This window comes from Phyllobacterium lublinensis (genome assembly GCF_020164435.1).
Taxonomy (GTDB): domain Bacteria; phylum Pseudomonadota; class Alphaproteobacteria; order Rhizobiales; family Rhizobiaceae; genus Phyllobacterium; species Phyllobacterium lublinensis.
Genome location: NZ_JAIUDQ010000012.1, coordinates 137,295 through 150,994, shown reverse-complemented (window position 1 = coordinate 150,994; position 13,700 = coordinate 137,295). Strand labels below are relative to the sequence as shown.

The following is a 13,700-nucleotide window of genomic DNA, read 5'->3' as shown; positions in this document are numbered from 1 at the left end:
GAAACGGCCTTTGCGAGGCCGCCTCCCTGAGACCGATACGACCCTGCGCCGCACCGCCTCTTCTTCAATTCAATCTATTCGGCCGCGAGCTTGCGGCGGCGGTCAACCGCACTTTCCATGAAGCGGTCAAGTGCTGCCGCTTCCTCGACAGTCAGATGCAAACCCTTCTTGGTCCGGCGCCACAGGACATCCTGCGCAGTCACAGCCCATTCATGCTCGATCTGGTAGCGGACTTCGGCCTCATAGAGGTCGGAGCCAAAATGCTTGCCAAGATCCTCGATGGTGGCTGCCCGGCCCAGCAACAGACGCGCCCGGGTGCCGTAGAGCCGGAACAGGCGCAGCGCATGGGCATCATCCAGGAAAGGATAGTCGGCCTTCAGCTTCTGCAATTCGGCATCGAATCCCGTGACGGGGAAATCGCCGCCGGGCAATACGGCCCCGGCCGTCCAGGGATTGCCCCTCTTGCCGAGCTGGTCCTCGATCTTCTCCAGCATATGCTCGGAAAGGCGCCTGTAGGTGGTGATTTTGCCCCCGAATATGTTGAGCAGCGGCGCGCGGCCCGCCGGCGCATCGGCCTTGAGCACGTAATCGCGCGTGGCCTCCTGCGCCTTGGAAGCGCCATCGTCATAGAGGGGACGCACGCCGGAATAGGTCCAGACCACATCCTCGCGCTTGACCGGCTCGACGAAATACTCGCTGGCCGCGGCACAAAGATAATCGACCTCTGCGTCGGTAATTTTCACCTCGGCCGGATTGCCGAGATAATCCTGGTCCGTCGTGCCGATCAGCGTGAAATCCTGCTCATAGGGAATGGCAAAGATGATCCTGCCGTCGGTGTTTTGGAAGAAATAGGCACGGGGATCATCATACTTCTTCCTGACGACGATATGGCTGCCCTGGACTAGGCGGACATTGTGCGCATCGTTGCTGCCGATGACACCCGTCAGCACTTCATCGACCCAGGGGCCTGCAGCATTTACCACTAGGCGGGCACGAACTTCCTCGGTGGTGTCGGTGAGACTGTCCCGCACGACAAGGGTCCAGAAGTCCGCGTCACGGCGGGCGCTGACGACCTTGGTGCGGGTGCGTATGACGGCACCACGATCGGCGGCGTCCCGGGCATTCAGGGCTACGAAGCGTGCATCATTGACCCAACAGTCGGAATATTCGAAGGCCTTGGTATAGAGCGACTTCAATGGCTTGGCCGCCGGATCGCGGGTCATGTCAAGCGTGCGCGTCGCCGGAAGCTTCTTGCGCCCACCAATATGGTCGTAAAGAAAGAGGCCCAGACGCAGCAGCCAGGCCGGGCGCAAACCCGCGTGATGCGGAAGGATGAAGCGCATTGGCCAGATGATATGCGGCGCGTTCGCCCACAACACTTCGCGCTCCATCAAGGATTCGCGCACCAGGCGGAACTCATAGTGCTCGAGATAGCGCAGACCGCCATGGATGAGCTTTGTCGAACCGGAGGAGGTGCCGCTGGCGAGATCGTTCATCTCCGCGAGAAACACGGTATAGCCACGGCCGACAGCGTCGCGCGCGATGCCGCATCCATTGATGCCCCCGCCGATAACGAAAATGTCGTAAACCTGTTCAGCCAAACCCGGCAATCCCATCCTCCCCATTTCGCAACGCACCATTATCTCGCAGTTGCGAAAGATACACGGAGCTGTTGCGAAATCAATACGAAACTAAAACGAACTATACTGCGCATCGCGAACTGGCACAAGAGGCCAATCAAACCGACGTTTCAATGAGTCTGACATCAGCATCGGCGCAGATCTGACGGATGTCAGCGCTTTCGCAACGATCGGTGATAAAGGTGTGCACCTGCGAGAGATGCCCGATACGAACGGGAGCGGTGCGTTCGAACTTCGTGGAGTCGGAAACAAGAATCACGTGACGCGCATTCGCCATGATCGCCTGGGCCACCTTGACCTCGCGAAAATCGAAATCCAGCAGCGCGCCATCGCTATCAATTGCGGAAGTGCCGATCACGGCGAAATCGACCTTGAACTGGCGAATGAAATCCACCGCCGCCTCTCCGACAATGCCGCCATCAGAGCCTCTTACCACGCCGCCTGCTATGACCACCTCGATATCCGGATAGACACGTAACCTGTTGGCGACATTGATGTTATTTGTGATTATCATCAAACCTTTACGGTCCAGGAGTGCCTGCCCTACCGCCTCGGTCGTTGTGCCGATGTTGACGAAGAGCGAGGCGTTATCGGGAATGAGGCTGGCAGCAGCGCGGCCGATTGCTTCCTTTTCGTGAGCCGCAATCAGCCGGCGGGCTTCATATTCCAGGTTCTGCACGCCGGAGGGGAACAGCGCGCCGCCATGGATGCGGGTCAGCAGGCGCTGGTCGCACAGGTCGTTGAGATCCTTGCGGATGGTTTGTGGCGTCAGGTTGAAATGGATGGCGAGGTCATCAACGAGAACGCGCCCATGCTCCTTCGCCATTTCCAGAATTTCGGCGTGTCTGGGCGGAAGAAACATCGCGTCGGCCTTCATTTTCGTTTTCTGTAGTGCCATTCGAAAACGAAAATCGGGCTGTGTCAATTGGCAGAAAACCGAAAGCCGGTGATTCTGAGCTAGGCGGTCGCCCCTTCGATTATTTCAAAGCCGGTATTTATGATGGTTTTTTCAGGTGGACGCTCGCGGCTCTCCAGCAGCTTTTCAGCCGCTGTCTTGCCGATAAGAAAACGCTTCGAGAGGATCGTCGACAGCGGCATGGGCATTGCCTGGCCGATATCGAGGCCGTTGAAGCCGAATATGCCGAGTTGTTCCCGGACTGTGATCCCGGCATGCATGCAGTGGAAAATTCCGCCCATGGCCATGTCGTCGTTGGGAAAGATCACCACATCAAGTCCGGGGTGGCCCGACAGAAGGATCGCAAGCGTGTCTCGCCCGGCTATCGTTGAACTTGGCCCCGGATATACATGCTCGGTGATCAATGACAGGCCAGCCTCGCGCAATGAAGCGCAAAGCCCCTCGTAACGCGCACTCGCCCGGTCATCGGTGAGGATATTGTGCCGGGCATAGCCGAAGCGGCGATAACCGCGCTGGATGAGATGCCGGCCCGTTTCGTAGCCCGCCTGCCGGTGCGACATGCCGACAGCAATGTCGACCGGATCCCCGTCAATATCCATGAGTTCGGCAACGCGAAACCTCCCCTGCTCCAGATGGCGTCGCGCAACGGGTGTATGGTGCAGACCGGCGAGGATGACGGCCGCCGGCTGCCAGGCCAGAAACGAGATAAGAATGCGCTCTTCGATGAGCGGATCATAGTCGGTCACGCCAATGACCGGCTGGAACGCCGTTTGTGTGAGCGCCGTGTGGATGCCTCGCAGGACATCCGGAAAAACGATGTTGGACAATGAGGGCAAGAGCACGCTCATCAAGGTCGAGCCCGCAGAAGCGAGGCTGCCCGCTGCGCGATTGGGAATATAGCTCAGCTCTGCAATTGCGCTGAGGACGCGCAACCTGGTCGAATCAGCAATCGGTCCCTGGGCACGAACAACGCGCGAGGCCGTGATTTCGCTGACGCCCGCCAGGCGCGCAACATCGGCCAAGGTTGGCACGTCCGGACTTCGACGAGTGTTGCGTTTACGCGGCATCGGCCACATCCAGTGCACCTGAGACGAATAATGACAGCGCTACCATAAAAGGCTTGATGAATGCTAGTCAGTGTGCATAACTTTATGACAGCGCGGTCATGGTTACCTGACGCCGCTGCCATGAGCCCGGGAGAGGCTCGCAGGGAGGTCTTTCGCATATGCATGTGCTTGTTATCGGCGCAGCCGGAATGGTTGGCCGCAAACTGCTTGACCGGATCGCATCGGAACCCGGCGCTCTAGGAGGCGATATCGACAAGCTGACACTTGTTGACGTGGTAGAACCCGTTGCGCCGCCATCGCTGGCCTTTCTGTCAGCGACGAAGGCGGCCGACCTTTCCGACCCGGGTATCGCCGAAGCATTGATTGCCGGTCGCCCCGACATGATCTTTCATCTCGCAGCAATAGTTTCGGGCGAAGCGGAAGCGGATTTCGAAAAGGGCTACCGGGTAAATCTCGACGGAACGCGGGCCTTGTTCGAGGCCATCCGGCTCGAGAGTGGCAAGTCGCCCTACCGGCCCAGGCTGGTTTTTGCCTCATCCATTGCGGTGTTCGGCACACCGTTTCCGGAAAAGATCGGCGATGAGTTCTTCACGACGCCCTTGACCAGTTACGGGACGCAGAAGGCGATTTCGGAGCTTCTTCTTTCGGACTACAGCCGCCGCGGCTTCTTCGATGGCATTGGTATTCGTTTGCCGACTATCTGCATTCGCCCCGGCAAGCCGAACAAGGCTGCCTCTGGCTTCTTCTCCAATATCCTGCGCGAGCCCCTCGTTGGTGAGGAAGCGATATTGCCGGTCGATGAAAATGTCCGTCACTGGTTTGCCAGCCCTCGCTCGGCCGTTGGTTTCTTCGTGCATGCTGCCACGCTGGATCTGGATCAGGTTGGTACAAGGCGCAACCTTTCAATGCCGGGCCTCTCGGCCCTGGTCGGAGAAGAAATCGCTGCATTGAAGCGTGTTGCTGGGGAGAAGGCGGTCAGGTTGATCCGCCGCGAACCAGATGCCACCATACAGAAGATCGTTGCCGGCTGGGCAACGGACTTTGACACGACGCGGGCGACGAAACTTGGGTTCAAGGCAGAAATGGCCTTTGATGACATCATCCGGGCGCATATCGACGACGAACTCGGCGGAAAGATTCCAGCATGACCAAGGAAAATACAGGCAAAGGCAAGATCGCGCTCGTGACAGGCGGCGGCACCGGCGTAGGCAAGGCCATTACCAGTGCATTGCTCGCGGCAGGCTACACGGTCATCATCTCCGGCCGCCGCAAGGACGTGCTCGATGACGCGGCGACGGCACTTGCTGCCGAGACGAACGGAGTCGTCAAGGCGATTGCTGCCGATGTCAGCGACCCTGAATCGGTGACCGGCCTTTTTGAGGCGATCAAATCGCAATTCGGCCGGCTCGACCTGCTCGTCAACAATGCCGGGATCAATGTCCCGACCATCGCCATGGAAGAATTGAGCTTCGAGCATTGGAATGCCATCGTCGGCGCCAATCTCACCGGCGTATTCCTTTGCACGCAGCAGGCGATGAAGCTGATGAAGAGCCAGTCGCCCCGGGGTGGACGCATCATCAACAATGGCTCGATATCGGCGCAGACGCCGCGGCCGAATTCGGCGCCGTACACGGCAACGAAACACGCTGTCACGGGGTTGACGAAATCGACGGCGCTCGACGGACGGCCGTTCGACATCGCCTGCGGCCAGATCGACATCGGCAATGCGACGACCGAAATGACCTCGAAGATGGCGGGCGGCGTATTGCAGGCCAATGGTGAAACGGCCAGTGAACCGACGATTCCGGCCCACTATATCGGCGATGCGGTGGTTCATATGGCCAGCCTGCCGTTGGAGGCCAACGTGCTGACGATGACGATCATGGCGACGAAAATGCCGCTGGTTGGACGCGGATAGGCACTGATTGCCGTGGCCAAGGAGGGCTGCGGTCTTAAATATTCTGGAGGAAAAGGCATGGCATCAGTCGAATTCGCCAACGTACGAAAATCATTCGGAACGCATCCGGTCATCAAGGGCGTTGATATCGAGATCGCCGACGGCGAATTTGTCATTCTTGTCGGACCATCCGGTTGCGGCAAGTCCACGCTTTTGCGCATGCTCGCCGGGCTCGAAAACATATCGGCAGGAGAAATCCGCATCGGCGGGCAGGTGGTCAATGGCCTGGCTCCGAAGGAACGCGACATTGCCATGGTCTTCCAGAATTACGCGCTCTACCCGCATATGACTGTCGCCGACAACATGGCTTTCTCTCTGACACTGAAGGGCGCAGCCAAATCCGAGATCGAAAAGCGGGTGAAGCCAGCAGCAGAAATCCTTGGCCTTAGCCATCTGCTCGACCGGTTCCCGCGTCAGCTCTCCGGCGGCCAGCGCCAGCGCGTTGCCATGGGACGGGCGATCGTCCGCGACCCTCAGGTCTTCCTGTTCGATGAACCGCTGTCCAATCTCGATGCCAAGCTGCGCGTGGCCATGCGGGCGGAGATCAAGGAGTTGCACCAGCGCCTGAAGACGACCACGGTTTATGTCACCCATGACCAGATCGAGGCCATGACCATGGCCGACAAGATCGTCGTCATGCATGATGGTATCGTCGAACAGATCGGCGCACCGCTCGAACTCTATGATCAGCCGGCTAATCTCTTTGTGGCAAGCTTCATCGGATCTCCGGCCATGAACATGATCAAGGGCAGGCTCGATCCAAACGATACGCAAAAATTCGTGACCGAGAAGGGCGTCGTCCTGCCGGTCGCCAAGGCGCCGGAGAGTGCCAAGGGCCTTGCGTTGATCTACGGACTGCGTCCGGAACACATGACGATTGCGGCTGGCGGCATCCCCGCCGAGGTGGTCGTGATCGAACCAACGGGCTCGGAAACGCAGATGATCATGCGGGTTGGCGGCGACCTGGTGACCGGCGTCTTCCACCAGCGCATCAGTGCCCGCCCTGGCGAGGTTGTCGGTCTGTCAATCCATGCCGAGTCAACCTACCTGTTCGATGCCGAAACAGGCAAACGCCTCGTCTGAAGTCTTACCAACCGCGCCTGCTGATCGGGAAGCAGGCGCTGGATACCATCCCGAGAGTAGCGGCTCCGGAATGTGGGAGCGTTTTGGAACCAGGCTGCTACGACAACGTCAACCAGGAGGAGTATCAATGACCATCAATAGAAGACATCTTCTCGGCGCATCCGCCGGTCTCGTGGCCGCTGCCGGATTGAACCGGTTCGGTCTCAGCCCCGCTTTTGCCCAGTCCGCGCCGGCATACAAGCCGGAAGAAGGCGCGACCCTTCGCCTGCTGCGCTGGGTACCATTCGTCCCCGCGGAAGAAGAAGCCTGGCTTGCCAATACCAAGAAATTCACCGATGCGACCGGCGTGCAGGTCCGCATTGACAAGGAAAGCTGGGAAGACGTGCGTCCGAAAGCCGCCGTGGCCGCCAATGTCGGCTCGGGTCCGGACATGGTCATGAGCTGGTTCGATGATCCCCAGCAATATCCCGACAAGCTCGTGGATGTCACCGAACTCGGTGAATATCTCGGCAATGCCAATGGCGGCTGGTATCCAGGTCTCGAAGGCTATGCAAAACGGGATGGCAAGTTCATCGCCGTACCGCTTTGCGCCATCGGCAATGCAGTCGTCTATCGCGACAGTCACATGAAGGCGGCCGGGTTCAGCGAGTTCCCGAAAGACACCGCAGGGTTCCTTGAGCTGTGCAAGGCAATGCAAGCCAAAGGCACGCCCGCCGGCTTCCCGTGCGGCAAGGCCGTGGGCGATGGCAACAATTATGCGCACTGGCTGCTGTGGAGCCATGGCGGCAAGATGGTCGACGAGAGCGGTAAGGTCGTCATCAACAGCCCCGAGACGCTCGCTTCGGTCAAATATGCGCAAGAGCTGTACAAGACCTTCATTCCAGGAACGGAAAGCTGGCAGGACGTCAACAACAACCGCGCCTTCCTGGCCGGACAGGTTTCGCTGACAGCCAACGGTGTCTCGGTCTATTATGCCGCGCTGAAGGATCCGGCAATGAAGGCGATCGCCGAGGACATGCGCTCGACCAACCTGCCGATCGGACCGGTCGGGCAGTCGGTTGAACTGCACCAGACGTCGACAATCTCCATCTTCAAGCACACCAAGTATCCGGAGGCCGCCAAGGCCTATCTGCAGTTCATGTACCAGCCTGACAACATGAACGCCTGGATAACGGGGGCGAGCGCCTATTGCTGCCAGCCGCTGAAGGCATTTGCTTCCAATCCGGTGTGGACGTCCAACCCGATCCATGCCGCCTATGCCAAGGCGTCGGAGACGCTGCGCCCGAACGGTTATGCCGGACCACTCGGCGCCGCATCCGCCGGCGTGATGGCAGACTATGTCCTGGTCGACATGTATGCCACCGCGGTAACAGGCCAGATGACGGCGGAAGATGCGATCGCCCAAGCAGAAAAGCGGGCCAATCGCTATTACGCGGTCTAGGGAACGAACCGGCCTTCCGCTGTCAGACAGCGGGAGGCCATTTCGGCTGATGAAGAAAGGGACATCGATGACAGTAACGTCACCCGCGAAACAAGCCTCGGCTTTTGGCGCCATGGCCCGAAGCAATACCGCCGTCGGCCTGTTCTTCATGCTGCCAGCAGCGGTGTTTCTGCTGTGCTTCCTGACCTATCCGTTGGGCCTCGGCGTGTGGCTCGGCTTTACCGACGCCACCATCGGCAGGGATGGCATCTTCATCGGGCTGGAGAACTACCAGGCGCTTGCAGGCGACTCCGTCTTCTGGATGGCCGTTTCGAACACCATTTTCTACACGCTGATTGCCTCGATCCTCAAATTTATCCTCGGCCTGTGGCTGGCGCTCATTCTCAACGAGCATCTGCCATTCAAAACCTTCTTTCGTGCAATCATCCTCCTTCCCTGGGTGGTGCCGACGGTGCTGTCCGCCCTTGCCTTCTGGTGGATCTACGATGCCCAGTTCTCGATCATTTCCTGGTCCTTGATGGAACTCGGCTGGATCAGCGGTCCAATCAACTTTCTCGGCGATCCCAACAATGCACGTGCTTCGGTGATCGCCGCCAACGTCTGGCGCGGCATTCCCTTCGTCGCCATTTCGCTGCTTGCCGGCCTGCAGACCATTCCGCAGTCGCTGCATGAAGCAGCATCGCTCGACGGCGCCACTGGCTGGCAGCGCTTCCGCTACATAACCCTGCCCATGCTGACGCCCATCATCGCCGTGGTCATGACGTTCTCGGTGCTGTTCACCTTCACCGATTTCCAGCTGATCTACGTCCTGACCAAGGGCGGTCCGGTCAATGCGACCCATTTGATGGCAACACTATCGTTCCAGCGCGGCATTCCGGGCGGTCAGCTCGGCGAGGGCGCAGCCATCGCGGTCGCCATGATCCCCTTCCTGCTGGCCTCGATCCTGTTCTCATTCTTCGGCTTGCAACGCCGCAAATGGCAACAGGGCGGACAGGATTAAGGAGCACACGACATGAGCATATCCGACCAAACCGCAGTTCAGCCACTCACCGACGATGCGCAGGGGATGAGCTATCTCAATCGCTTGCCGAGGCGGATTGTCGTCCTTTACCTGCCGCTCGCCGTCTTCGTCTTCGTGCTGCTGTTTCCGTTCTACTGGATGGCGATCACGGCGGTAAAACCGAACTCGCAACTGACGGACTACAGCAATTACAGTCCTTTCTGGGTTGTCCAGCCAACGCTCGACCACATCAAGTATCTGCTGTTCGAGACCTCATACCCGGGATGGCTCTGGAACACCGTGGTCGTTGCGGTCTGCGCAACAGTACTGTCGCTGGCGGCGTCGGTGTTTGCCGCCTACGCCATCGAACGCGTGCGCTTTTCGGGATCACGGCCAGTAGGCCTCCTGATTTTTCTCGCCTATCTCGTACCTCCTTCGATTCTGTTCATTCCGCTGGCCGTGATCGTCTTCAAGTTTGGGATGTATGACAGCAAGCTGGCGCTCATCTTCACCTACCCGACATTCCTGATCCCGTTCTGCACCTGGCTGCTGATGGGGTACTTCCGCTCAATTCCGTTCGAGCTCGAGGAAAGCGCGCTCGTCGACGGTGCCTCGCGCTGGCAGATTCTCGTCAGGGTCATATTGCCGCTGGCAGTGCCAGGATTGATCTCGGCCGGAATTTTTGCCTTCACTTTATCGTGGAATGAGTTCATTTATGCTCTCACCTTCATCCAATCCTCGGAAAACAAGACTGTCCCGGTCGGTGTCCTGACGGAACTGGTGCGAGGAGATGTTTTCGAGTGGGGTTCACTGATGGCAGGCGCCCTCTTCGGCTCTTTGCCGGTCGTCATCCTCTACTCGTTCTTCGTTGACTATTACGTTTCTTCCATGACCGGTGCGGTCAAGGAATAGCTGGAGTTTCTTTCAAATGACCACGTCCAACACCCCGAAAAAGCTCCGTTCGCAGGAATGGTGGGATAATCCCGACAATCCGGGGATGACGGCGCTCTATCTGGAGCGCTATCTGAATTATGGCCTGACCCGCGAGGAGCTGCAGTCCGGCAAACCGATCATCGGCATTGCCCAGACCGGCTCAGACCTGTCTCCCTGCAACCGCCACCACATTGAGCTCGCCAAACGCGTGCGCGACGGCATTGTTGCGGCAGGCGGCATTCCCTTCGAGTTCCCCGTCCACCCCATCCAGGAAACCGGCAAGCGTCCGGGCGCGGCACTCGACCGCAACCTTGCCTATCTCGGCCTCGTGGAGGTCCTGTTCGGCTATCCGCTCGACGGCGTTGTGCTGACGATCGGTTGTGACAAGACGACACCTGCCATGCTGATGGGCGCGGCAACCGTCAATATCCCGGCAATTGCGCTTTCCGTCGGCCCGATGCTCAACGGTTGGCATCGCGGCGAACGCACCGGCTCCGGCACGATCGTGTGGAAATCGCGCGAGAAGCTGTCCTCCGGCGAGATCAATTACGACCAGTTCATGGATATCGTAGCCTCCTCGGCCCCGTCGGTCGGCTATTGCAACACGATGGGCACGGCAACAACGATGAACTCCCTTGCCGAGGCGCTCGGCATGGAGCTTCCCGGCGGCGCGGCCATTCCGGCGCCCTACCGCGAGCGTGGACAGACCGCCTATGACACTGGCAAGCGCATCGTCGACATGGTTCGTGAGGATCTCAAGCCCTCGGATATAATGACACGGCAGGCATTCGAGAATGCGATCGTCATCAACTCGGCCATCGGCGGGTCGACCAATGCGCCGATCCACTTGAACGCAATCGCGCGCCACCTCGACATCCCGCTCGACAATGACGACTGGCAGGCGATCGGCCATGATGTGCCGCTACTCGTCAACCTGCAGCCGGCGGGGGAATATCTGGGTGAGGATTATCACAGGGCGGGCGGCGTGCCGGCCGTTGTCGCCGAGCTGTTGAAGGCGGGCCGACTGCCGTATCCGGGAGCCGTCACCGTCAACGGAAAGAGCATCGGAGCAAATTGCGAGAATGCCGAGAACCTGAATACCGACGTCATCAAGCCTTACGATGCGCCGTTGAAGAAGAAGGCGGGCTTCATCAATCTGAAGGGCAACCTCTTCGATAGCGCCATCATGAAGACAAGCGTGATTTCCGAGGAGTTCCGGGAACGCTATCTCTCCAATCCCGAAGACCCCGAAGCCTTCGAAGGCATTGCCGAAGTGTTCGATGGACCGGAAGACTATCATCATCGCATCGATGATCCCAAGCTTGCTCTTGATGAGAACAGCATCCTCATCATGCGCGGCACGGGCCCGATCGGCTATCCCGGTGCAGCGGAAGTCGTCAACATGCAGCCGCCCGCGTACTTGCTGAAGAAGGGCATCCATGCGCTGCCTTGCCTAGGCGACGGGCGCCAGTCCGGCACCTCCGGCTCGCCGTCCATTCTCAATGCATCGCCTGAAGCAGCGGCGGGTGGCGGCCTTGCCCTCGTGCGCTCCGGCGACCACCTTCGTATCGACCTCAGAAAGGGCACGGCCAACATCCTGATCGACGACGAAGAACTGCAGAAGCGTAAGGACGATCTTGCGGCGGCTGGCGGTTACAAATATCCGGCAAGCCAGACGCCCTGGCAGGAAATACAACGCGGTATGGTTGGCCAGTTGGACGAGGGCATGGTGCTTAAGCCCGCCGTCGACTTCCAGCGCATTGCCCAGAAAAAAGGCTTGCCGCGCGACAACCACTGATCTGCTCAAGGGAGGAACGGAAGCAGCATGGCGAACTCGATAAGGCGCTATGAGGGGCGGCACGCGGTCATCACCGGTGGCGCCTCCGGCATCGGCTTCAAGACCGCGGAACGCATCACATCGGAAGGCGGCACGGTCAGTATCTGGGACGTCGACGCTTCGAAGATCGGCGAGGCGACGCAGATACTTGGTGCGGCTGCCCATGGGGTCAGACTTGATGTGGCCGATCCGGACCAGGTGGCCAGGGCGGCGCAAGAAACCGCGACGACGTTCGGAAAAATCGACGTGCTGGTCTGTTCTGCCGGGATCACCGGCCCCAACGCCAAGGTTGCGGACTATCCGATTGACGAGTGGAAGCGCGTCTTCGACATCAACCTCAATGGGCTGTTCTATTGCAACCGCTTCGTCGTTCCCATCATGCAGAAGAACGGCTATGGCCGGATCGTCAATGTCGCGTCGATTGCCGGCAAGGAGGGCAATCCCAACGCTTCTGCCTATAGTGCGTCGAAAGCCGCGGTGATCGGCCTTACCAAATCGCTCGGCAAGGAACTGGTCCATGACGGCATCACTGTCAATGCGATCACGCCGGCGACGGTAGAGACTCCGATACTGAAACAGCTGCAGCAGAATTTCATCGACTACATGCTTTCGAAGATACCGATGCAGCGTTTCGGCAAGGTCGAGGAACTGGCCTCGCTGATCACCTGGATTGCAAGCGAGGAATGCTCGTTTACCACCGGCGCCGTCTTCGACATATCGGGCGGGCGCGCAACATATTGATCCAAGCTTAGAAAGGTTACTCCATGAAGCTCGTACGCTACGGTGCTGCCGGTCACGAAAAGCCCGGTCTTGTGGACGCGGACGGCACGATCCGCGATCTGTCCGGCCACGTGAAAGACATCGCAGGCGATGCGATTTCGCCCGAAGGGCTCAGGAAGATTGCTGCGATCGACGCTGCGTCGCTGCCGCTTGTCGAGGTCACGCGCTTGGGGCCTTGTGTCGCGGGAACGGGAAAGTTCATCTGCATCGGCCTCAACTATTCCGACCATGCGGCCGAGACTGGCGCCAAAGTGCCACCTGAACCGATCATCTTCATGAAGGCGACGTCAGCGATTGTCGGTCCGAACGACAATGTCGAAATCCCGCGCGGATCGGTCAAGACCGACTGGGAAGTCGAACTTGGCGTGGTCATCGGGAAACACGCCAAGTACGTCACCGAAGACGAAGCCCTTGATCATGTAGCCGGCTATTGCCTGATCAATGATGTGTCCGAACGTGCCTTCCAGGCAGAGCGCCAAGGTCAGTGGACCAAGGGCAAGAGCTGTGACACCTTCGGTCCGACCGGCCCATGGCTGGTAACCAAGGATGAGATCAACGATCCCCAGGACCTCAAGATGTGGCTCGAGGTCAATGGTCACCGTTACCAGAACGGCTCTTCCGCAACCATGGTTTACGGTGTCAAATACCTCGTGTCATACCTGTCGCAGTTCATGAGCCTGCACCCTGGCGACATTATCTCGACCGGGACGCCTCCTGGTGTCGGTCTCGGCCAGAAGCCGAATGTGTTCCTGAAAGCTGGCGACGTGATCACGCTCGGCATCGAAGGGCTCGGGGAGCAGCGGCAAGAGGTAGTGCAGGGATAAAGCCCGGACATCTGCCAAAAAGAGCTCATCGCTTACAACCTGGCGTTCGTGGCATTCGCACTCAAACCCCGCAATATCGTCAGAATCACAGCAACAGACGTGGCTGGGTTTGAGGGCAAAGCAGCAAGCACCGGGCCAGTGGTACGTCGGGGACGATGGGCCTCCCCGACCTGAGGGCATACGCCCTGCCTTCATCCTTGGAGGCGAGCGATGCGGAGATTT

Annotated in this window: 11 protein-coding genes and 1 pseudogene; 9 read left to right on the top strand and 3 right to left on the bottom strand. The window is 59.0% G+C overall.

Going from position 1 to position 13,700, the window contains the following annotated elements:
- Positions 1 to 74 precede the first annotated feature (74 nt).
- The 3 genes from glpD to K9U38_RS15620 all read right to left on the bottom strand — a co-directional run bounded on the left by glpD (position 75) and on the right by K9U38_RS15620 (position 3,623).
- Positions 75 to 1,610 (bottom strand): glycerol-3-phosphate dehydrogenase, encoded by a 1,536-nt coding sequence (gene glpD, locus K9U38_RS15630; RefSeq protein WP_370631958.1) that lies wholly within the window; start codon positions 1,608 to 1,610, stop codon positions 75 to 77.
- 127 nt (positions 1,611 to 1,737) lie between these two features.
- Positions 1,738 to 2,502, bottom strand: coding sequence for a DeoR/GlpR family DNA-binding transcription regulator (locus K9U38_RS15625; protein WP_224495270.1), 765 nt, complete (start codon positions 2,500 to 2,502; stop codon positions 1,738 to 1,740).
- A gap of 95 nt (positions 2,503 to 2,597) precedes the next feature.
- Positions 2,598 to 3,623 (bottom strand): LacI family DNA-binding transcriptional regulator, encoded by a 1,026-nt coding sequence (locus K9U38_RS15620; protein WP_224495269.1) that lies wholly within the window; start codon positions 3,621 to 3,623, stop codon positions 2,598 to 2,600.
- Between the two features lie 158 nt (positions 3,624 to 3,781).
- On the opposite strand from K9U38_RS15620, the gene denD reads away from it, so the two are divergent.
- The 9 genes and pseudogenes from denD to K9U38_RS15575 all read left to right on the top strand — a co-directional run bounded on the left by denD (position 3,782) and on the right by K9U38_RS15575 (position 13,478).
- Positions 3,782 to 4,771, top strand: coding sequence for a D-erythronate dehydrogenase (denD, locus tag K9U38_RS15615; RefSeq protein WP_224495268.1), 990 nt, complete (start codon positions 3,782 to 3,784; stop codon positions 4,769 to 4,771).
- A complete protein-coding gene (locus tag K9U38_RS15610; RefSeq protein ID WP_224495267.1) occupies positions 4,768 to 5,541 on the top strand; it encodes an SDR family oxidoreductase in 774 nt (257 codons plus the stop codon). Before denD ends, K9U38_RS15610 begins: the two co-directional genes overlap by 4 nt.
- Positions 5,542 to 5,598: 57 nt before the next feature.
- A complete protein-coding gene (locus tag K9U38_RS15605; protein WP_224495266.1) occupies positions 5,599 to 6,663 on the top strand; it encodes an ABC transporter ATP-binding protein in 1,065 nt (354 codons plus the stop codon).
- A gap of 127 nt (positions 6,664 to 6,790) precedes the next feature.
- Complete coding sequence (locus K9U38_RS15600; RefSeq protein ID WP_224495265.1) at positions 6,791 to 8,104, top strand: ABC transporter substrate-binding protein; 1,314 nt, start codon at positions 6,791 to 6,793, stop codon at positions 8,102 to 8,104.
- 136 nt (positions 8,105 to 8,240) lie between these two features.
- Positions 8,241 to 9,104, top strand: a pseudogene (locus K9U38_RS15595) (carbohydrate ABC transporter permease); the annotation flags it as partial.
- Between the two features lie 12 nt (positions 9,105 to 9,116).
- Positions 9,117 to 10,016, top strand: a complete 900-nt coding sequence (locus K9U38_RS15590) for a carbohydrate ABC transporter permease (RefSeq protein WP_224495263.1) — start codon at positions 9,117 to 9,119, stop codon at positions 10,014 to 10,016.
- Positions 10,017 to 10,032: 16 nt separating this feature from the next.
- Positions 10,033 to 11,835, top strand: a complete 1,803-nt coding sequence (locus K9U38_RS15585; protein ID WP_224495262.1) for an IlvD/Edd family dehydratase — start codon at positions 10,033 to 10,035, stop codon at positions 11,833 to 11,835.
- Between the two features lie 27 nt (positions 11,836 to 11,862).
- Positions 11,863 to 12,615, top strand: coding sequence for an SDR family NAD(P)-dependent oxidoreductase (locus K9U38_RS15580; RefSeq protein WP_224495261.1), 753 nt, complete (start codon positions 11,863 to 11,865; stop codon positions 12,613 to 12,615).
- 23 nt (positions 12,616 to 12,638) lie between these two features.
- Positions 12,639 to 13,478, top strand: a complete 840-nt coding sequence (locus K9U38_RS15575) for a fumarylacetoacetate hydrolase family protein (RefSeq protein ID WP_224495260.1) — start codon at positions 12,639 to 12,641, stop codon at positions 13,476 to 13,478.
- Positions 13,479 to 13,700: the final 222 nt, after the last annotated feature.

Coding starts and splice junctions, on each gene's coding strand:
- K9U38_RS15625 (WP_224495270.1), bottom strand. CDS start 2,502: ATGTTTCTTCCGCCCAGACACGCCGAAATTCTGGAAATGGCGAAGGAG.
- K9U38_RS15620 (WP_224495269.1), bottom strand. CDS start 3,623: ATGCCGCGTAAACGCAACACTCGTCGAAGTCCGGACGTGCCAACCTTG.
- denD (WP_224495268.1), top strand. CDS start 3,782: ATGCATGTGCTTGTTATCGGCGCAGCCGGAATGGTTGGCCGCAAACTG.
- K9U38_RS15610 (WP_224495267.1), top strand. CDS start 4,768: ATGACCAAGGAAAATACAGGCAAAGGCAAGATCGCGCTCGTGACAGGC.
- K9U38_RS15605 (WP_224495266.1), top strand. CDS start 5,599: ATGGCATCAGTCGAATTCGCCAACGTACGAAAATCATTCGGAACGCAT.
- K9U38_RS15600 (WP_224495265.1), top strand. CDS start 6,791: ATGACCATCAATAGAAGACATCTTCTCGGCGCATCCGCCGGTCTCGTG.
- K9U38_RS15590 (WP_224495263.1), top strand. CDS start 9,117: ATGAGCATATCCGACCAAACCGCAGTTCAGCCACTCACCGACGATGCG.
- K9U38_RS15585 (WP_224495262.1), top strand. CDS start 10,033: ATGACCACGTCCAACACCCCGAAAAAGCTCCGTTCGCAGGAATGGTGG.
- K9U38_RS15580 (WP_224495261.1), top strand. CDS start 11,863: ATGGCGAACTCGATAAGGCGCTATGAGGGGCGGCACGCGGTCATCACC.
- K9U38_RS15575 (WP_224495260.1), top strand. CDS start 12,639: ATGAAGCTCGTACGCTACGGTGCTGCCGGTCACGAAAAGCCCGGTCTT.